This is a genomic window from Gordonia sp. KTR9, from assembly GCF_000143885.2.
Lineage (GTDB): Bacteria > Actinomycetota > Actinomycetes > Mycobacteriales > Mycobacteriaceae > Gordonia.
In genome coordinates this window covers 3,282,066-3,300,598 of the sequence record NC_018581.1, presented here as the reverse complement: position 1 = coordinate 3,300,598, position 18,533 = coordinate 3,282,066, and the positions used below count along the sequence as shown (strand labels likewise).

The following is an 18,533-nucleotide window of genomic DNA, read 5'->3' as shown; positions in this document are numbered from 1 at the left end:
AACGGACGACGATGAAGACACGTGCAGCAGTGCTCCTCGAACAGGGCAGGCCGTGGGAGATCCTTGAACTCGACCTCGATGACCCGGGACCCGGTGAGGTCCGCGTCAAGATGAAGGTGGCGGGGCTGTGTCATTCCGACAAGCATGTCAAAGTCGGTGGGGGAGCCAGGTTTCCGATTGTCGCAGGCCACGAGGGTGCCGGTGTCGTCGACGCCGTCGGAGACGGCGTCGACTCGGTGGCCCCCGGGGACAACGTGGCTATCTCCTGGATTCCGGCCTGCGGGCGATGCCGCTGGTGCAACGACGGACAGAGCAATCTGTGTGACCTCGGCGCGAACATGATGACCGGCGAGCTCGCTGCGGGGGGGTTTCGCTTCCATCACGAGGGACAGGACCTGGGGGGAGAGGGCGCAGTGGGCACCTTCTCCGAGTACACCGTGGTCAACGAACGCTCTGTGGTGAAGATCGACGACGACACACCGCTCGAGCACGCCTCGCTGGTCAGCTGCGGCGTGACCACCGGTTGGGGTGCCGTGGTCAATGCCGGCGGCGCTCGTCCGGGTGACGCGATCGCAATCTACGGCTGTGGCGGTATCGGCGCCAACGCGGTGCGGGCGGCCGCGGCACTCGGTCCCGACCTGCTCGTGGTGATCGAACCCGTCGAGTGGAAGCGGGACTTCGCCAAGCAGCAGGGTGCAGATCTGGTCTTCGCCGACGCCGAGCAAGCCCAAGCCGAGGTCTGGGAACGGACCCGCGGCGTCGGCGTCGACATCGCCGTCGTCACCACCGGCGTCGCTTCGGCAGAGGTGACCGGACAGGCGTTTGCGCTTACCCGTAAAGGCGGCAAAATCGTCCTGGTCTCAACGGCCGATGACATGATGGAGGACACCGTCGTCCTGCCCGGATCGCTGCTCACCTTCTTTCAGAAGACCGTGGTGGGAACGCTTTTCGGTCATTGCAATCCGCACTCCGACGTCCCGAAGATGCTCCGCATGGCGCGTGACGGCAAGTTGAACCTCGACGGTCTCGTGACAAGACGTTATTCACTGGACGACGTCAACAAGGGCTTCGACGACCTGCTCGCGGGTGAGAACATTCGCGGCGTCATCGCCTTCGACAACTGAGGTACGTCGGCAACAGCCGATGTGATCGCGAGGGCCAGGGACCGGCGTCCCTGGCCCTTCGTCGTCGCATGACGCGTAGCGTGTGCGGATGGTCGTGATCTGATCGCGAACACGACGATGCCCGGCGAGAGTGCTCTCGCCGGGCATCTGGGTCGTGGCGTCGGGCCTCGAGCGGGTCAGCCCAGAGTCAACGGGAGGGATTCCAGACCGGCGACTCCACCGCAATGCATGCGCAGCTCCGCGCCGGGGGTCACACGGTACTCGGGAATACGACGATGCCATTCCTCGAACGAGATGCGCAGTTCGAGACGGGCGAGGTTCGAACCTGCGCACCGATGGGCGCCGGCGGCGAAGGCGAGGTGCCGGTTCGGACGACGATGGAAATCCACCGTGAGCGGATCGTCGAACTCACGCGGGTCGCGGCAGGCCGACCCGCTGTGCAGCCACACCCGATCGCCCTTCTTCATCTGCACACCGGCGAACTCGAGGTCGTGCGTGACCGTACGAGCGTCGTTGACGAAACTGTTGAACCGCAGCAGTTCCTCGATGGCGTTCGGGATGAACTCGGGATCGGCGACGATCTGCGCACGGTGCTCAGGGTTGTCGGCGAGGTAGCGGAACATCAGGCCGTGCGCCGCCGTGACGGTGTCGAGACCGGCGATGAACAGCAGGAAGGACATGCGCAGCACTTCGTCGTGCGTGAGCTTCTCACCGTCGACCTCGCTGTTGAGGAGGACGGTGATGAGGTCATCGTTCTCGACTCCGGAGTCGATGTCGGCGGCGCGCTCGGCGATCAGCTGGGTCAGGTAGTTGGTGACCTCTCCGCCGGCCTCCCGCTTGCGCGCGAGTCCGTCGCCGATCTGCGAGCTGTGCAGGATCGCGCTCACCCACCCGATGAACTTCTTGTGTTCCTCGAACGGCAGACCGAGCATCTCGGTGAAGATCCGCACGGGAAGCTGTTCGGCGTAGGCCTCCATGAACTGGACTTCGCTTCCACCGGCGGCGAGGATGTCGTCGATCAGTGCGTTGGCGGTCGCCCGGATGTGGTCCTCCATGGGGCCGATCCGTTTGGGTCCGAACACCGGATTGATCAGTGCGCGGTACTTCTTGTGCTCCGGGGGGTCGAGTTCGATCGGGAGCATCTTGAGTCCGCCATAGCCCGGCCCGCCCGGCAACCCGACCGGTGAACTCGAGAAGTCCTCCGGGCGCTGGAACACCTCACGCTGGTCCTCCCAGCGCGTGACGGCCCAGAAGCCCTCGTACGCAGGGCTGTAGAAGACGCGGAACTGCTCACGGAGGTCGTCCATGAAGCCGATCGGGTCGATGTGGACGATCTCGTCGTTGTGATGATCGACCCAGTGAACGAGTTCTTGGGGTACATGCGAGGGCACCTCGACCCGCTCCGGAGGCGTCGTGCCTGTAGTCGGCGAGGCCACTGCGGCCGCGTTGTCACTCATGGGTTGTTGCCTTTCTCGTGTACGGCGCTCGATCCGTGCGGATGCTGAAGGGGTCTCGGCGAACGACGAACGATCTCCGCGCCCGCCGGAATAAGATAGATCATCTTACTAATACTAGTGATTGCGCTCACAGAGGTCCAGTCCGGCCCGGGGCCGGTTTCCCGGACGACCTCCGTTGCGCCGATGATGCTGGTGGTGGCACCGTACGGGCATGCCGAATCCCGATCACATCGCCGGACTCCGCATCGATCCCAACCCCGTGGCGTCCGCGCGACCCCGCCGATCGGCCACCCGCAGTCGGATCGCTGAGGCAGCTGCGCAGATCTTCGCCGAAGTCGGGTTCGCCGACACCACGATGGAGGCTGTGGCCGAGCGGGCTGACGTGTCGGCGCGCACGGTCTACCGGCACTTCGGTAGCAAGGGGGCGTTGCTGGCCGCCGGTTTCGCGGTCCGGATCTCGAATTGCCTGGCGCGGGTGTCCGTCTTGCTCGACAGCGGAATGGATCTCCGTTCGAGTCTCGAGAGTGCCGTGCGAGCCGGATTCCTCGACCAGTCCGAGCACACCGGGGGGCTGGTCGCGACTGCGGCCGGGGAGGGCGAGCTGTGGGCGCAGTGGCTCTGGGCAGCGCACCGCCAGCACAATGTGCTGGCGCGTCTGCTGTGTCGTGCCGATGGGCGACCCGCCGAGGAAGCGACGTCCCCGGTCTGGCAATTCCGTGCCGGTGCGCTGCTGAACGCCTTCGTCACCGCCCACGAGCTGTGGATTCGACACCCCGGGCAGCGAGAACTCCGAGACCTGCTCGTCGAGACGATCGAGACCATGATGCCGATTCTGAGCAGCTCCGAGCCCCTGGCTCCACCGATGAACGGACTCTGCTGAGACAGATGCCGCCGTGGTCCGAGGTCGGCGGCACTGGCGAATGAGGACGTGATCTGCCACACTCGAGTTGTGTCAGTTTATGACGCGAAATCAGTTAGCTATTGCAAGGCCGGATGGACGACGGTGCTCGGGCGGAGTGAGGACCGATCGCCGCTGTCGGACCGACCGAGTACGTGAGGACGTCACATGCCACTGCAAGACCACATGCAGCTCATCTCCACGGACGATCACCTGATCGAACCGGCCAACCTCTGGATCGACCGACTGCCTCGCAAATTCATCGAGGCCGGACCGCGCATCATCGAGAAGGTGATGAACGATCCCGATCGCCCTGCGCACGTCTGGACGATGGAAGGCAAGATCTACCCGTACATCGGCCTGAATGCGGTTGCCGGGAAGAAGCCCGAAGAGTTCGGTGCGGAACCGGTCCGCTTCGACGACATGCTGCCCGGATGCTACGACCCGAAGGCGCGCGTCAACGACATGGACATCGACGGAGTCCAGGCGGCGTTGTCCTTCCCCTCATTCCCCAAGTTCGCCGGCACGATCTTCCTGCAGAACGAGGATCGCGAACTCGCCTTGCTCTGTGTTCAAGCGTGGAACGACTATGTGCTCGACGAATGGTGCCCGACCGCTCCGGACCGCTTCATCCCGCTGGTGATCCTGCCGTTGTGGGATGCCGATCTCTGCGTGCAGGAGATCCACCGGACTGCCGCCAAGGGAGCGAAGGCGGTCTCCTTCCCGGAGAACCCGGCTCCGCTCGGGTTGCCGTCATTCCACACCGATCACTGGGACGGCGTCTTCTCCGCGTGTGAGGAGACGGGGCTGCCGCTGTGCGTGCACTTCGGCACCTCCGGTAAGCCGCCGATCACCGCGCCCGAGGCGCCGATGGCCGTGATGATCGCCTTGTTCGGTTGCAACTCGATGTACGCGACGGCGGACCTGTTGTTCTCGCCGGTGTTCCACCGCCACCCGCGGCTGAAGTTCGCTCTTTCCGAGGGCGGAATCGGCTGGGTTCCCTACATGCTGGAGCGGATCGACGCGACCTGGGAGAAGCACCGCTTCTACCAGAACATCAATCAGACCGTCCGTCCGTCGGACCTGTTCCGCGAGCACATCTACGGATGTTTCATCGAGGACGACCACGGCATCGCGAACCGGCACCTGGTCGGTATCGACAACATCACCTGGGAGTGCGACTACCCGCACTCGGACTCGAACTGGCCCAACAGTCGCAAGGTCGTGACCGAGGCCATGCGCAACGTGCCCGACGCCGAGGTCGAGAAAATGGTCGAAACCAACGCGCGCAGGCTGTTCAACTTCCCGCGGGTCGGTGCGTGAGGCGATGAGCGCACAGGCATCGGCGAACAACAACCGCAGCGAAGTCGAGCAGATCGAACAGATCAAGGCCGCGGACTGGACCGACATGGACCTGCTCACGCGGGACCTCGCGGGTGAGCTGCTCGACACCGAGATCGACGCCGAAGAACAGCGGCTCACGGCTGCAACCGACGATCCGGAGCTCAGCGACGAGCAGCGACGTGCTGCTGTCGAACTGCGGGAGAGGAGGATTCGGGCCATGCGTGAGGTGCGTTCGGGTCTGTCCGAACAACCCGATCCAGCCGCGACATCCCCTGCGGCGTTGAATTGACGATCAGACGACGACCGCGGTGCCCGCTCGGCGGGCACCGCGGTCGTTTTCTGTTCTGGTGTTCTCTGTTCTGGTGTGCCCGAATCGATATGGTGGCCGGGCGGACCGACCCCTCAGGCGTGGGCGGCCGCGGCGTTGGCCGACAGTTCTTTGATGAGCGGGGCCGACTCCTTGACGAAGCCTGCGGCCAGGAAGCCGATCAGCTTACCCTCGAACTCGCTGCGTGCCAGGAAGTCCTCGTCCCAGTCCCCGGCGACGAGAACGTGATCGTCGGCCGCGCCGGGGAATCCGTACCCGTCCAACCGGATGCCACCCTGCTCGGTCCAGAATCCCGGTACCGAGACGAAAGGCTCGGTCGAGCCGAGGATCGCGGCCGCCACGTGCCGTGCGGACTCGCCCGCGTGGGTCCAGTGCTCGAGCCGCCGACGCCTGCCGTGCAACAGTGCCTGCGGAGCCGAGGCGACGTCCCCCACCGCCCAGAAGTTCGACGCGCCGACGACGCCCAGCCTGTCGTCGACCTCGATACCGGCCGTCACATCGAGTGCGGTGGATCGAAGCCAGTCGACGTTGGGTGCTGATCCGACAGCTTCGATGACGACCGATGCCGCGAGCACTTCGCCGTTGTCGAGGACCACGGCCCGGGGTGCGGATTCACCGACGACGTGCGTCGCGGTGCGCCCGTTCCGGAACATCACACCGGCGGACTCCGAGCGCCGGCGCAGAGCTGCTGCGGCCGGCGCGCCGATCGCACCGACCAGGGGCTCGGCCTCGGGGGCGACAACGGTGACCACACGCCCGAATCGGGCGATGGTCCAGGCGAGTTCGGTTCCGAGGAAACCTGCGCCGAGGATCACGACATCACCAGTCCCGCTCAACGCCTGCGCCAGAGCCCGGGCGTCGGCAACCGTACGGACCACGTGTCGGGCCGTCGACGGGCCGGCCAGATCTAGTCGTCGCGGACGTACGCCCGATGCCGCCACGAGGTGGTCGTAATCCAGGGTGGTGTCGTCCGACAGCCGCAGCACGTGGGAGTCGAGGTCGACGTCCACGACACGGGTCTCGAGTCGCCATTCGAAATCCGCGGTCTTGCGCATCCGTAGCGGGACGTCATCGGAGGTCACGTCTGCTCGCAGTGCCGATTTGGAGAGCGGGGGTCGGTTGTAAGCACGCTCGGACTCGTCGGACAGCACGACCACCTCGCCGTCGAACCCCTTGGTGGACAGTGCTTCCGCGGTCCGCATCCCGGCAAGGCCGCCACCGACGACCACGGTGCGTGCGCGGCTCATGGCGTCACTCCGGTGCCCGAGAGGACCGAATGCGCGAGGGCCGACCCGCGCGACCCGACGTGGTCGAGCACTGTTGCCCGCTCGAGATAGAGGTGAGCATCGTGGTCCCAGGTGGTACCCATCGCACCGTGCGTCTGGATAGTGGCAGATGTCGCAGCGGTCGCCGCGCGGGTGGCGAGGAGCCTGGCGACGGACGCTTCCCAGCCGGCGCCCTCACGTCCCTCGGCAGCAGCGGTCGCGGCGAAGGCGAGTTGCGCGTCGGCGGCCTCGAGGGCCACGGCGACGTCGGCCAAGCGGTGTTTGATCGCTTGGAAGGAGCCGATCGGCTTGCCGAACGCCGTCCGGTCGCGTGCATAGGTCACGGCCAGGTCGAGACATGTCGACGCGATGCCGACCTGCGCAGCCGCGACCGCCAGCACGGCTTGCGAGCCGGCGCCCGCATCTGCGCTCACCAGGGTTTCTCCCAGCGCGGAGATCTTGAGTGCCGGTGTCGCCGCGTCGATCAGGTCCGCGGGCTCGGCATCGGTGACCGCGACGGCGCTGACCGTTGTCGACTCCGTACCCACGGACACCGCGATCGTGGTGTCGGAGTCGGCGTCGAGCAGCAGGTATCCCGATGTCACCGGGATGGCGAGCGCTGCCACGGCGTCGCCGGACAAGAGCCGGGCCAACAACGAGACATCCTCGCCGTCGGCGACCGCGGCCGCGGCGATCGTGGTGGCGAGCAGGCGCAGCGGAGCGAGAGCACGCCCGGCCTCGCGGTGTGCCAGCACCAGCTCTTTCTGCGAGAGTCCCAGCCCGCCCTGGGCTTCGGAGACCGTTAGACCGAACCATCCCAGCTCGGCGCTGCTCGCGATGAGTGATGTGACCGCATCACCGGCGGCGATCGAATGTGCCTGAGCGGGACCGGCGTGTGCCGCGAAGAAGTCGCGGGCGAGGTCCTGGATCTCGCGTTCGTCGTCGTCGAGTAGTAGATCCATGATTGTCCAATCGAGATGGGGGCCGGTGTCAGCGTGGCAAGCCGAGGACTCGGTCGCCGATGATGTTGCGTTGGATCTCGGAGGTACCGGCCCCGACCGTGCGGGCGAAGTCCCAGAGCCAGAGCCCGGACCACCCGTCCTCCCAGTAGGGCTGGAACTCGAGGCCGTCGGCCGCGAGCACCTTCATCGCGAGAGCGGCGACCTGCTGGCGCAACTCGGCGAAATACAGGCGGATGATCGAGCCCTCGGGCCCGGGCACGCCACCCCGGACCGACTTCGAGACGCTTCGATAACTCATGGCGCGCAGGGCGGCGACACTGGCACGGAGGTCCGCGAGTTCGACCGCGATGCTCTCGTCGTCGATCGCGCGCCCCGAACCGGACGGCGAGTCTCGCCGCCTGCACAGCTCGATCAGCTCGTCGACGGCGTGTGACAGTTCGAGCTGTTCGGTGAGGAACGCGGAGCCGCGTTCGAATCCGAGCGTGTTCATGGCGACGGTCCAACCGTTGCCGAGTCCGCCGACCACATTCGCCAGAGGAACGCGAACGTCGTCGTAGAACACTTCGCAGAAGTGGTGGTTCCGGGCGAGCGTCTTGATCCGGCGGACCTCGATACCCGGCGTGCCCAGCGGTACGAGCACCCACGAGAGGCCTTGGCGCTTTGGGGCTTCAGGATCGGTGCGGAAGAGGCAGAAATGGTAGTCGGCGACGTCGGCATAGCTCGACCACACCTTCTGGCCGTTCACCACCAGGTGATCACCGTCGATCACAGCACGAGTACGGACGGACGCGAGATCCGATCCCCCCGACGGCTCCGAGAATCCCTGTGACCAGATCTCCTCGCCACGGAGTATCTTGGGCAGGTGCTCGGTGCGCTGTGCGTCGGTCCCGCGGAGGGCGAGCGTCGGGCCCCCGTAGAACAGTGCCGGGAACGTCGTCCCGGTGTACGGAGCCTGGGCGCGTGCGTACTCCTCGTACCAGATCAGCTGTTTGACAACCGACAGGCCGAGCCCGCCGTACTCGCGCGGCCACGAGACTCCCGCCCAGCCGCCGTCGTATTGCGTCCGCTGCCAGGCGTTGTCGAAGTCGCGCATCGCTTTGCCGTCTTCCGGACGTCGCTCCGCGGGGACGTGCGCCGTCAACCACTCGCGCGCCGATTCACGGAAGTCGACTTCTTCGCGATCGAACTGCAGGTCCATGAGACCTCCTTACTCGTACCGGAGGCGGCAGCGCTCAGGCGGGCTGGCCGACTGTGTGGAACGATCATGCCGGATCCTCTGTTAATAGTCTAATTAGTTAACTAATATGGCGCCTATGCGTCTTCCCGATGATGAGCAGATACAAGCGTGGCACCCTCCGGCCTACACCGTCTCGACCGACGGCAAGGTGGTGGGGGCTCGCCCTGGAACCCCCAACAACTGGGGACGGTGGGGCGCGGAGGACCAACGCGGAACCGCCAACCTGCTGACCGACGACCGGATCGTGGAGGCAGGACGGCAGATTCGCAGCGGAAAATCATTTTCCCTTGCGCTGCCGATCGGCAAGCGATCGCCGGTCGTCGGCAGTCGCGTCGCCACCTTGCACACCTTCACCAGCTCGACCGTCGACGACATCGTCGGTGATCGGTCTGCGCTGGGCTTCCAGACCTCCGATGACATCGTCGTCATGCCCCTGCAGGGCGCAACGCAGCTCGACGGACTCGCGCACGTCGCGGCCGACGACACCATGTACAACGGCTACTGGGCAGGTCTGACCACTGCGCGGTCGGGTGCCCGCCGGCTGGGCGTCCATCATCTGGCCGGTGGAATCGTCGGCCGAGCAGTTCTCGTCGACGCAGCTCGGCACCTCGAGTTGGACCCCTACACCGGAGTCGTGGACGCCGACGGACTGGAATCGACGCTGGCCGCGGCTGGCGTGACGGTCCAGCCTGGCGACATCCTGCTGATCAGGACGGGTTGGCTCGAAGCGTTCCTGGGGCCGGACCGGTCGCCGCGAACCCGTGCGGCCGGCCTCGCCCCGTCCGTTGCTCCCTGGCTGGCCGACGCCGATGTGGCGATGGTGGCCACCGACACGCGTACCGTCGAGGCCCTGCCCAATCCGGACGGGGATGCGGTGTTGCCGCTGCACATCGCGGCGCTGCGCGATCTGGGTCTGCTCCTCGGAGAGTTGTTCGACCTCGATGACTGGGCTCGCGACTGCGCCGAGGACGGGGTGTACACCGGCATGTTCGTCGCGGCACCGCTGCCGGTCGTGGGTGGCGTAGGTTCGCCCCTCAACCCGCTGGTGCTGAAATGACGGCGACACTGGAATCCGCTGCGGCGGAATGCAACTCAATCGATCGAGACTATTAGATGGAGACGACCGTGATCGACAAGACCCAGCTCTACATCGACGGCACCTGGACCGACGGTGTTGAGGGCCGTCGGATGCCGGTGATCAATCCGGCAACCGAGGAAGAGGCGGCCACCGCCGCGGTCGGCACGGCCGCAGACTGCGACCGCGCGATCGCAGCGGCGCGCCGTGCGTTCGACTCCGGACCCTGGCCGACGATGAACCGAATCGAGCGGTCGGAACTGCTGGGCCGTTTCGCCGACGAACTGCGGGCGCGTCTGGATTCCCTGGCCGCTGCCATCACGCTCGAGACCGGGGCCCCGTCGGCCACGGTGCGCCCCGTCCACCTGCTCGCGCCGCTGGCCCATCTCGACTACTACGTCGAGCAGGCCCGCGCTCCCGAGGTGACGACACTTCCGCTACAGGTCAATCCGCGTCCGGACGGCACGTCGTGGCTGGGAGGGTCGGCGCAGGTCCGTGAGCCGGTCGGCGTGGTCTCGGCGATCACCGCGTACAACTTCCCGTTCCACCTGAATGTCGCCAAGCTCGGTCCGGCGTTGGCCTGCGGCAACACTGTCGTGCTCAAGCCCTCGCCGAACACTCCGTTGACCGCCGCGCTGATGGCCGAGGCGGCCGAGGCGGCTGGGTTTCCGCCGGGGGTCGTCAACGTCGTCAACGGGGGAGCTGACGTCGGTGCCCTGATGTGTACCGACCCCCGGGTCGATCTCGTGTCGTTCACCGGTTCGGAGGCGGTCGGAGCTGCCGTCGCCGCCCAGGCGGCGCCGACCATCAAGCGGGTGCTTCTCGAACTGGGCGGCAAGTCGGCCATGATCGTGCGCTCCGATGCCGATCTCGGCGCCGCGATCACCATGGGACTCGGCAGCGTGATGACCCAATCGGGCCAGGGATGCGCACTGACCACTCGTCACTTGGTACACGCAGATATCTACGACGACTACGTCTCCGGTCTGGCTGACCGGGTGCGCGCGATCCGCTTGGGGGATCCCGCCGACCCGTCGACGTCGATGGGACCCCTGATCAGTGCCGCCCAGCGGGAGAAGGTGGAGGGATTCGTCGACGATGCGCGAGCGGCCGGTTCGACGCTGGTGACCGGAGGCGGCCGCCCGGACTTCGCCAGAGGGTTCTTCGTGGAGCCCACGGTGTTCGCCGACGTCGACAACTCGACCCGGCTGGCGCAGGAGGAGGTCTTCGGACCCGTCGCGGCGGTGATGTCCTTTCGCGACGACGACGAGGCGATTGCGATCGCCAACGACTCGAACTATGGGCTCGGCGGAGCGATCTTCTCCGCGGATGCGGGCCGGGCCTTCGAGATGGCCAGGCGCATCCGGACCGGACAGGTCCACATCAACGGCGGGTCCGGGGCCTCGCCGGGTTGGGATCCGTTCGGCGGCTACAAGCGGTCCGGTCTCGGCCGCGAACTCGGAGAGGCGGGTATCGCCGATTACTCCGAGATCAAGACCATCAAGTATCACGCGGGCTGAACTCGGCCCGACCGAAGAAAGGAAAGAACGATCGACGCCATCGACCTCGGTCTGCTGTTCATCCGCGTGGCCGTCGGCCTCACTGTCGCGGCTCACGGGATCAACAAGTTCTACGGCGGCGGCCGGATACCGGGAACCGGCCGCTGGTTCGACTCGATCGGAATGCGGCCCGGACGGTTGCACGCCGTCCTGGCCGCATCGACCGAGGCGGTGGCGGGGGTGCTCTTCGCGGCCGGTCTGCTGACCTCGTTCGCCGCGGCCGGGATCGTCGCCGTCATGTTCGTCGCCGCCTACACCGTGCATCGTGCCGACGGGTTCTTCGTGAACGGCAATGGCTGGGAGTACAACATGATCCTCGCCGTGGTCGCCGTCGGCGTCGCAGTCACCGGACCGGGGGGGCTCTCGCTCGATCACCTGCTCGGGTCTGAGCCCCTGCTCGACGGCTGGTGGGGACTCGTCATCGGGCTGGTCGGCGGACTCGTCGCGGGGATCGGTCTGCTCCTCGCCTTCTATCGTCCCGTCACGACCGAGCCGGCCTGACCGGCACTGACACCCACGCGCCCGCGCACCGAACTCGAGGAGAGGTACCCCGATGATCGACACGACAGGACTACACCCCGAACTCGCGGCGATCGCGCCGCATCTTCCGGACCTGGCACTCGACGATCCACTGGCCGCTCGCGCAGCCGGTCGTGCGCTGGTCGAACAGGCGATGGCCGGCGCGCCCCCGCTGGACCTGTCCGGCATCGAACGGCAGGAGATCGAGGTCGCGGCCCCCGACGGTCCGGTCGCCGTCACCGTGTACCGGCCGGCGGGCGTCCAGGAACCCGCGGCCGTGATCAACATCCACGGGGGTGGGTTCGTCATGGGGGACCGGGAAGCCATCGAGGCCCAATGCGTCTCCTGGGCACGTGAACTCGGAATCGCGGTGCTGAACCCCGAATACGGACTCGCGCCGGAACGGCCGTGCCCGGGTGCGCTCGAGGACTGCTACGCGGTGTTGCAATGGGCTGCGGCAGGCGATTTCGACGCCGGCCGGCTCGCCGTCGCCGGCAGCAGCGCCGGCGCGTGCATCGCGGCCGGGGTGGCGCTGATGGCTCGTGACCGGGGCGGGCCGTCCCTTGCCTTTCAGATGCTCGGTTGTCCCGTGACCGACGATCGCGCGGACACGGACTCGGCGATGCGCTTCACCGATACGCCGGTGTGGAATCGCGAGAAGGTGTTGCAGTCGTGGGATCTGTACGCGGGCAAGGACCGTCGGCACCTCGGCGATCATGGTGCGCCGGCCCGGGTCGAAGATCTGTCCGGGTTGCCGCCGACCTTCGTCCTCGTGGCGGGCCTGGACCCGCTTCGCGACGAGGGAATCGGCTATGCCCAGCGGCTGATCGAGGCCGGAGTGCCGACCGAGTTGCACGTGGTCCCGGACGTCTGCCACGGTTTCACCTCGCTCCCGGGAACGCGCAGTACGGAATTCGCCGGGGTGCAGACGGTCGCACTGGGTCGGGCACTCACCCGGGTCCCACAAGGATCTTGAGCTCCTTGTTGTCGCCTGACAGGCTCGACGCGAGCATGGCTGGGGCGTCGGCGAGTGGTACGACTGTTGTCACCACCGCTCCGGCGTAGCCGTCGGCGAGCACGGCCACCGCAGTTCTGGAATCGACCACGGTGTAGGCGACCGAGCCGCGGACGGGGAGCTCTCCGGCGACGAGCCGCTCGGTCGGCAACTCGAGCGGCCGCGGTCCGGTGCCGATCACACCGATACATCCTGCGCGGCGGCGAGATCTGACAACGGGAGCGAGCCGGGGTATCGGGAAAGCGACTGCGTTGGCGCTTTCGTCGCGTGGTTATGACGTGGCGTTGGCGGCTCGTCCGGTGGCGGGCGATGAATCGTTGGACAGCAGTGTCACGGTGCATCCCCCCGATACGCGCAAAGCTGCCAGGCAGTTCGGCCGAGACGGCTGAGCTCGCGAGACGGTTCGGCGTGCGGACGCTCCTGGTGCCGTTGGATCTGACCGACCTCGCCACCGTGCGCACGCAGCTGCCGAGCAGGTCTCCGCAGAGTGGGGCGGAGTCGATGTCCTGTCCACAACGGGCGTCACGCGGGTCCGACCCTGCAGGCCGAGTTCGCCGACCGAGGTATCCGCTCATTCAATGTGGATACGAAATTCGTTGCCACGGAGGGGAACACGTTGGTAGCCAGCGAGATCGGCCACGATGTGAGCCGTGGTGCCGCCTCAGAGACGGTCGGTGCGACAATCGCGCGGATCGTCGACTCCGCGGAGGCAGATCAGTTCGCGGACGCTACCAGCGAGGCGCAACGTCTCGCGGCGTCGATCCGTCTTCTGGCCGAGTAGGTCCCGGTCCAAGACATGCCGAACCGGCCCCGGATCGCATGGTCAGAGACCAACGCGACCGGGACCGCCACGGTCAGATCTAACCGCTGCCCCTGTCCGGCAGCCACGTCGAGATCTCAGGGAACGCGATCAGCACACCGACCACGACGGCGGCTCCGGGCAAGAACCAGCCGACCGAGACGAAGACGTCCCGAATGGTGATCTTCTGACCCATGTTGACCGACGGATCGCGGACGATCGCATAGACGATCATCGACAGGATTCCGACGGGCGGTGTGAGCATCGCGATCTCGCCCATCAGCACCACGAACGCGCCGAACCACAGCAGCGAGATGTCCAGTGCGGTCAAGGTCGGGATCAGGATCGGGACCGTGAGCAGGATCATGGGGAGCGATTCCATGAAGGCGCCGAGGACGAGATACACGACGGTCATCAGGAGCAGGAATTCGACCCTGGAGAGATCCCACGAGGTGATGACGTCGGAGAACTTGGTACTGATTCCGGTCAACGCCATCATCCGGGAGAGCATCTCGACACCGATGAGCAGCAGGAAGATCGCCCCTACGGTCGAGACCGTGCCTGTACAGGCGGCCGAGAGCTGACGCCAGGTGGTGTTCGTGTGTCGGGTGTTGACGACGAGAACGACGATCGCGAACAGCGCTGCGAAGGCGCCGGCTTCCGTGGCGGTGACGACACCGGTGAACATGCCCACCACGATGATCGCGATGAGCGCCGGAATCGGCCATGTCGGAATGAGGCTGGCGAACCGACTCTTCCAGGTGACTTCCGGGCTCTGAACTTCACGAGAACCAGCGAGTCGCGGTGTGACGGCGACCACCGCGATGATGATCAGGGCGAACAAGACAGCCACCACGAGTCCGGGACCCAGACCCGCCAAGAGCTGTTTGCCCACCGGTACTTCGGCGACGCCCGCGTAGATGATCAGCAGGATGCTCGGCGGGATCAGCTGACCGGGTAGCCCCGCCACCATGACGGCCCCGAGGGCGAGTCGCTTGTCATATCCTGCCCGGAGCATCTCGGGCACACCGATTTTGGTGAGCGTGTAGGTGGTTGCCACCGACGACCCGGACACCGCGGCCAGGCCCGCGCCCGCGCCCGTGGTACCCACCGCGAGACCCCCGGGGAGCCAACCGAGCCATTGACGTGCCGCGCTGTAGACCGACGAGGCGACACCGGACTGTGACAGCAGCATGCCCATCAGCACGAACATCGGCACGACGCTCAGCGTCCAGCTCGCGATCGCGTCGAACGGCAACGAGCCAAGGGCGCCCGTCGCTGCACGTGGACCGCGCAGGTTGTACATGGCGATCAGCGACGGCACGATCATCGCGACTGCCACCGGGACGCGCAGGAACATCAGCGTGAGCATCGTGCAGATCGCGAGCACACCGATGGTGATCGAGGGCAGGGGGAGGAAGAGCGCAACGGTGAAGCAGGCCAACAGGGTCGTCGAGACACCGACGGCGGTCCAAGAGCGTCGTCCCGGTGGTCTGCCGCCGGACTCGGGGGCGCTTGCCGAGGAGTCCTCCCGGGCCATCTCGTTGTTAGTGATGGTCATCCGTCGCCCTTCTCGTGGTGCCACTGGCGGGAGTCAGTTCGTCATCGTCGGGGTCGACCTGGCCGGCGTACTCTGCGGAGGCGATCGACCGGACCGCCGTGGTGAGGAATTGCGCGGCAAGGACGGCGAACGAGACCGGCACCAGAATCCAGACCGGCCAGATCGTCAGCGCCGACACGCCGCCGGTGAGCTCGATGTCGTAGGCGTGTAGTGCCTCGCTCGCGCCGTACCACGCGAATCCCGCGAAGACCATCGCCGACAGCAGGTGCGATCCGACGATGACCCATCGCTGTGCGGCTCGAGGAATCCGGCGGAACAGGAGGTCGATGGAAACGTGCTCTCTACGTGCCTGCGCCGTGACGAACCCGATGAGCGCGAGGATCGGCATGTACCAGTACTCGGTGATCTCGAGTGTGTTCGGCACCGGAGCGGAGAAGAACGATCGTGTGATGGCGTTCAGGGTCACGTGCAGCATCATCAGTATCAACGTTGCGGCAGCGAGTGTTTCGGCCAGGGTCAGAGCGCGCCCGGCCAGGGATGGTCTGCTCATGTTCCTCAATCGTGTTGTCAGCGTTGGGCTATGACGGCCTGTGCGGCAAGTAGACGTCGCGGTGGACGCGGTCTGCGTACTCGGTGAAGTCGAGATCCGCCGTTGTGAACCATTCGGAGAATCCGGCGAGGTCCGCCTCGTTTCGGTACCCGCTCTCTGCGGGGATCGGCTTCCACTTCTCCGCTGCGGCCCTGGCCCCGGCCAGGAAGGTCGACGGATCCGGCACCGCATCGGACTCGGCGAACTCTGCCAACAGCGCCGTACTCGCTTGTTCGATCGATCGCCTGGCGCCCGGTGTGTACGGCTTCACCGAGCCACCGGCTTCGGCGATCTGTTGCGACACCTCGGCGTACAGCTTCATGCTCTTCTCCAGTTGGACCGCATACAGAACGCTCAACTTGTCCCAGAGCAGTTGTTGCGCTGCCAGCGGCAGTGAATTCCACGTGTCGGCCGAGAAGGCCCAGACCGCCGGGTTGGACGTCGCCGGGAGATCCGGCGAGAAGGTCACCTGTGGCGCGACGTCGACGACGTTGGTCGCGATGGCCCCGGTCGCCGCGGTGACGACGCAATCGACGACGCCACGCTGGACGCCTTCGTAGACATCGGAGTAGGGGATGGACACGGGGGAGGCGCCGAGGGCCGAAACCTGCGCGCTGTGTTCTGTCGATCCGGAGGACACCGTAGTGCCCTTGAAGGCCGACAGGTCGGTCCGTGACTGGGGGCAGAACATCAGTGGGCCGCCGACGAAGTTTGCCGGATTGAGAATCTTCAGGCGCTTTTCTTCGAATTCCTCGGTCAGCTCGGGCGAGGAGAAGGCGAACTCGGTCATCCAACTCGTGGCCGACAATGTGCCTTCGATCGGGCTCTGGTCGGCGAACAGGGTGGCCTTCGCCATGGCGTTGCTGACCGGGAACTCCGACGGCTCGTAGCCGGGTATGACCAGTGCCATGTCGATACGACCGTCCTCGAGCGCGTCGTCGGCGTCCTCGGCTTTGGCGATCGCATTCGAGTACGCCACATCGAAGGTGATCTTCTCGCCGGACCACTCGGTGACCGTCTTCATGTACATCTCCAGATCAGAGATGTTCAGCGAGCCGGCGGGGTTGGTCGCCTGGACATAGATCGTGACCGGCTCGGTGTCGGCGAGGGCCGACCGATAATCGTCCGCGTTCGCACCGTAGGGCACCGCGGGGCCGGAACCGCCTATCCCGCTGCGTGTTTCGGCGCACGATGCCAGGACAACGGCCACCACCACCGCGATGACCATGTGCGCCGATATCCGTTTGCCTCGCCCGGGTGAGGGCATATCGCAACTCCTCCTCTGTCGTCTGATGTCCTCGGCGGGTCGCCACTGCCGGCTCGGTGCAGATGCGAGCACCGGCCAGCCCACAGTAAATAGTTAAATAGGTCTACTATTTAAAGTGATCTAACTCACCGATCTCCTCGATGTCAAGACCTACCGTCGAATGCATCGACAAGAAGGTGCCGGTTGTCCCAAACCGCCGGGTGATATCGAAAGGCTGAGGGCGCTCTGTTCAATCCTGTTTCTGCGCAGAAGAATTCGGCCCGCAGCGGAGAGTGGGGGATGGGCTGGGGGTGTGATACGTGGTCAGGTGTCACACCGCGTGCATCGACGACGACATGGCAGTTCCGCGACGGCCGGATTCCGTACCCGACCTGTCGTGGATGCTGTCGGGAGCGCCCGTGAGGCGGGAGGTCGTGATCGCCAGGTCGGCATTAGGTTGAAGATTAATATGATTTATGATTTCGGTATGCCACTGATGGCGTCTCGCACGCTGCACGGAGGGGCGACTTGGAATGCGTGGCGGCGACTCTCGGAGAGCCCATTCCAGAGCAGTTGCGCCGGGTGGCGACACCAACGGAAGGAATCGTCATGAACCCTGCATCTGAGGACCGGTCGCTCGAAGGGCGCACCGTCATCATGTCGGGCGGAAGTCGGGGTATCGGCGAAGCCATCGCTGTTCGAGCGGCCCGTCGCGGCGCCAACGTGGCGATGATCGCCAAGACGACCGAGCCTCATCCGAAACTGCCGGGCACCATCTACACCGCCGCTGCGGCAGTCGAGGAGGCCGGTGGCAAGGCTCTGCCGCTGGTCGGTGACATCCGTGACGATGACTCCGTGGCAGACGCGGTTGCACGCACGGCCGCAGAGTTCGGCGGGATCGACATCGTTGTCAACAACGCCAGCGCCCTGGACCTGACACCGACCGAACACATCAGCATGAAGAAGTACGACCTGATGCAGGACATCAATGCTCGGGGCGCCTTCCTGCTGACGAAGACCGCGATCCCGCATCTGCGACGCTCGGCCAACGGGCACGTGCTGACCTTGTCGCCGCCGATCAACCTCGACCCGAAATGGTTCGGGGAGATCGGAACCGCGTACACCATCTCGAAGTTCGCGATGTCGCTCGTGACCATCGGCTTGTCGGCCGAGCTCGCGGAGGACGGGATCGCGGTGAACTCGCTGTGGCCGCGCACCACGATCGACACCGCTGCAGTACGGAACATCCTGGGCGAGAAGCTGGTCTCACGCAGCCGCACCCCGGGCATCATGGCCGACGCCGCGATGAGCATCATCACCCGCCCGTCATCAGAGGCCACCGGGAACTGCTTCATCGACGACGAGGTCCTGGCGGCCGACGGCATCGTCGACCTGTCGGGCTATCGAGTCGCCCCTGGTGAGGAAGAACTCGAGCTGGACTTCTGGATGGAGTGAGCAGCGGTGCCGGGGTACACCGCTGGATTTGTCTAGTTCATTTAGCTATTTTGTAGGAAGTGGTATCCCGACGCCGCAATCCGTGAGAGACAAGGTCAGA

Annotated in this window: 17 protein-coding genes; 9 read left to right on the top strand and 8 right to left on the bottom strand. The window is 65.8% G+C overall.

Annotated features, from left to right (window positions below; translation table 11 throughout):
• Nucleotides 1-11 precede the first annotated feature (11 nt).
• Nucleotides 12-1,124, top strand: a complete 1,113-nt coding sequence (locus tag KTR9_RS15520; RefSeq protein WP_014927162.1) for a Zn-dependent alcohol dehydrogenase — start codon at nt 12-14, stop codon at nt 1,122-1,124.
• Between the two features lie 176 nt (nt 1,125-1,300).
• Here KTR9_RS15520 and KTR9_RS15515 read toward each other — a convergent pair whose 3' ends face one another.
• A complete protein-coding gene (locus tag KTR9_RS15515) occupies nt 1,301-2,581 on the bottom strand; it encodes a cytochrome P450 (RefSeq protein ID WP_014927161.1) in 1,281 nt (426 codons plus the stop codon).
• A 211-nt stretch (nt 2,582-2,792) separates the two neighbouring features.
• Between KTR9_RS15515 and KTR9_RS26565 the strand changes: the two genes are divergently transcribed.
• The 3 genes from KTR9_RS26565 to KTR9_RS15500 all read left to right on the top strand — a co-directional run bounded on the left by KTR9_RS26565 (nt 2,793) and on the right by KTR9_RS15500 (nt 5,112).
• Nucleotides 2,793-3,461 carry a TetR/AcrR family transcriptional regulator gene (locus KTR9_RS26565; protein ID WP_014927160.1) on the top strand — a complete coding sequence of 223 codons (669 nt, stop codon included), beginning with the start codon at nt 2,793-2,795 and terminating at the stop codon, nt 3,459-3,461.
• Between the two features lie 186 nt (nt 3,462-3,647).
• Entirely contained in the window at nt 3,648-4,802 is a 1,155-nt protein-coding gene (locus KTR9_RS15505) for an amidohydrolase family protein (RefSeq protein ID WP_014927159.1), read from the top strand.
• Nucleotides 4,803-4,806: 4 nt separating this feature from the next.
• Nucleotides 4,807-5,112: a hypothetical protein gene (locus KTR9_RS15500; RefSeq protein ID WP_044507991.1), complete on the top strand. Its 306-nt coding sequence runs from the start codon at nt 4,807-4,809 to the stop codon at nt 5,110-5,112.
• A 113-nt stretch (nt 5,113-5,225) separates the two neighbouring features.
• Here KTR9_RS15500 and KTR9_RS15495 read toward each other — a convergent pair whose 3' ends face one another.
• The 3 genes from KTR9_RS15495 to KTR9_RS15485 are packed head-to-tail and all read right to left on the bottom strand — an operon-like array spanning nt 5,226 to nt 8,576.
• Nucleotides 5,226-6,398, bottom strand: a complete 1,173-nt coding sequence (locus KTR9_RS15495) for an NAD(P)/FAD-dependent oxidoreductase (RefSeq protein WP_014927158.1) — start codon at nt 6,396-6,398, stop codon at nt 5,226-5,228.
• Nucleotides 6,395-7,378: an acyl-CoA dehydrogenase family protein gene (locus KTR9_RS15490; protein ID WP_014927157.1), complete on the bottom strand. Its 984-nt coding sequence runs from the start codon at nt 7,376-7,378 to the stop codon at nt 6,395-6,397. The genes KTR9_RS15495 and KTR9_RS15490 overlap by 4 nt, the downstream gene beginning before the upstream one ends.
• Nucleotides 7,379-7,406: 28 nt before the next feature.
• Nucleotides 7,407-8,576 (bottom strand): acyl-CoA dehydrogenase family protein, encoded by a 1,170-nt coding sequence (locus tag KTR9_RS15485; RefSeq protein ID WP_014927156.1) that lies wholly within the window; start codon nt 8,574-8,576, stop codon nt 7,407-7,409.
• Between the two features lie 115 nt (nt 8,577-8,691).
• On the opposite strand from KTR9_RS15485, the gene KTR9_RS15480 reads away from it, so the two are divergent.
• From KTR9_RS15480 to KTR9_RS15465, 4 genes are all read left to right on the top strand, one after another.
• Nucleotides 8,692-9,672, top strand: a complete 981-nt coding sequence (locus KTR9_RS15480) for a cyclase family protein (protein WP_044506850.1) — start codon at nt 8,692-8,694, stop codon at nt 9,670-9,672.
• Nucleotides 9,673-9,740: 68 nt separating this feature from the next.
• Nucleotides 9,741-11,210: an aldehyde dehydrogenase family protein gene (locus tag KTR9_RS15475; RefSeq protein WP_238553883.1), complete on the top strand. Its 1,470-nt coding sequence runs from the start codon at nt 9,741-9,743 to the stop codon at nt 11,208-11,210.
• 30 nt (nt 11,211-11,240) lie between these two features.
• A complete protein-coding gene (locus KTR9_RS15470; protein ID WP_044506848.1) occupies nt 11,241-11,750 on the top strand; it encodes a DoxX family protein in 510 nt (169 codons plus the stop codon).
• A 52-nt stretch (nt 11,751-11,802) separates the two neighbouring features.
• Complete coding sequence (locus KTR9_RS15465) at nt 11,803-12,744, top strand: alpha/beta hydrolase (RefSeq protein ID WP_014927152.1); 942 nt, start codon at nt 11,803-11,805, stop codon at nt 12,742-12,744.
• Here KTR9_RS15465 and KTR9_RS15460 read toward each other — a convergent pair.
• From KTR9_RS15460 to dctP, 4 genes are all read right to left on the bottom strand, one after another.
• Entirely contained in the window at nt 12,719-12,964 is a 246-nt protein-coding gene (locus tag KTR9_RS15460) for a hypothetical protein (RefSeq protein ID WP_044506846.1), read from the bottom strand. The genes KTR9_RS15465 and KTR9_RS15460 overlap by 26 nt on opposite strands.
• A 679-nt stretch (nt 12,965-13,643) precedes the next feature.
• Nucleotides 13,644-15,143, bottom strand: coding sequence for a TRAP transporter large permease (locus tag KTR9_RS15450; protein WP_014927151.1), 1,500 nt, complete (start codon nt 15,141-15,143; stop codon nt 13,644-13,646).
• Nucleotides 15,130-15,693: a TRAP transporter small permease gene (locus KTR9_RS15445; RefSeq protein WP_014927150.1), complete on the bottom strand. Its 564-nt coding sequence runs from the start codon at nt 15,691-15,693 to the stop codon at nt 15,130-15,132. Before KTR9_RS15445 ends, KTR9_RS15450 begins: the two co-directional genes overlap by 14 nt.
• Nucleotides 15,694-15,721: 28 nt before the next feature.
• A complete protein-coding gene (gene dctP, locus KTR9_RS15440) occupies nt 15,722-16,999 on the bottom strand; it encodes a TRAP transporter substrate-binding protein DctP (protein ID WP_083888973.1) in 1,278 nt (425 codons plus the stop codon).
• A gap of 588 nt (nt 17,000-17,587) precedes the next feature.
• On the opposite strand from dctP, the gene KTR9_RS15435 reads away from it, so the two are divergent.
• Nucleotides 17,588-18,433, top strand: coding sequence for an SDR family oxidoreductase (locus tag KTR9_RS15435; RefSeq protein ID WP_044506842.1), 846 nt, complete (start codon nt 17,588-17,590; stop codon nt 18,431-18,433).
• The last annotated feature ends 100 nt before the right edge of the window (nt 18,434-18,533 follow it).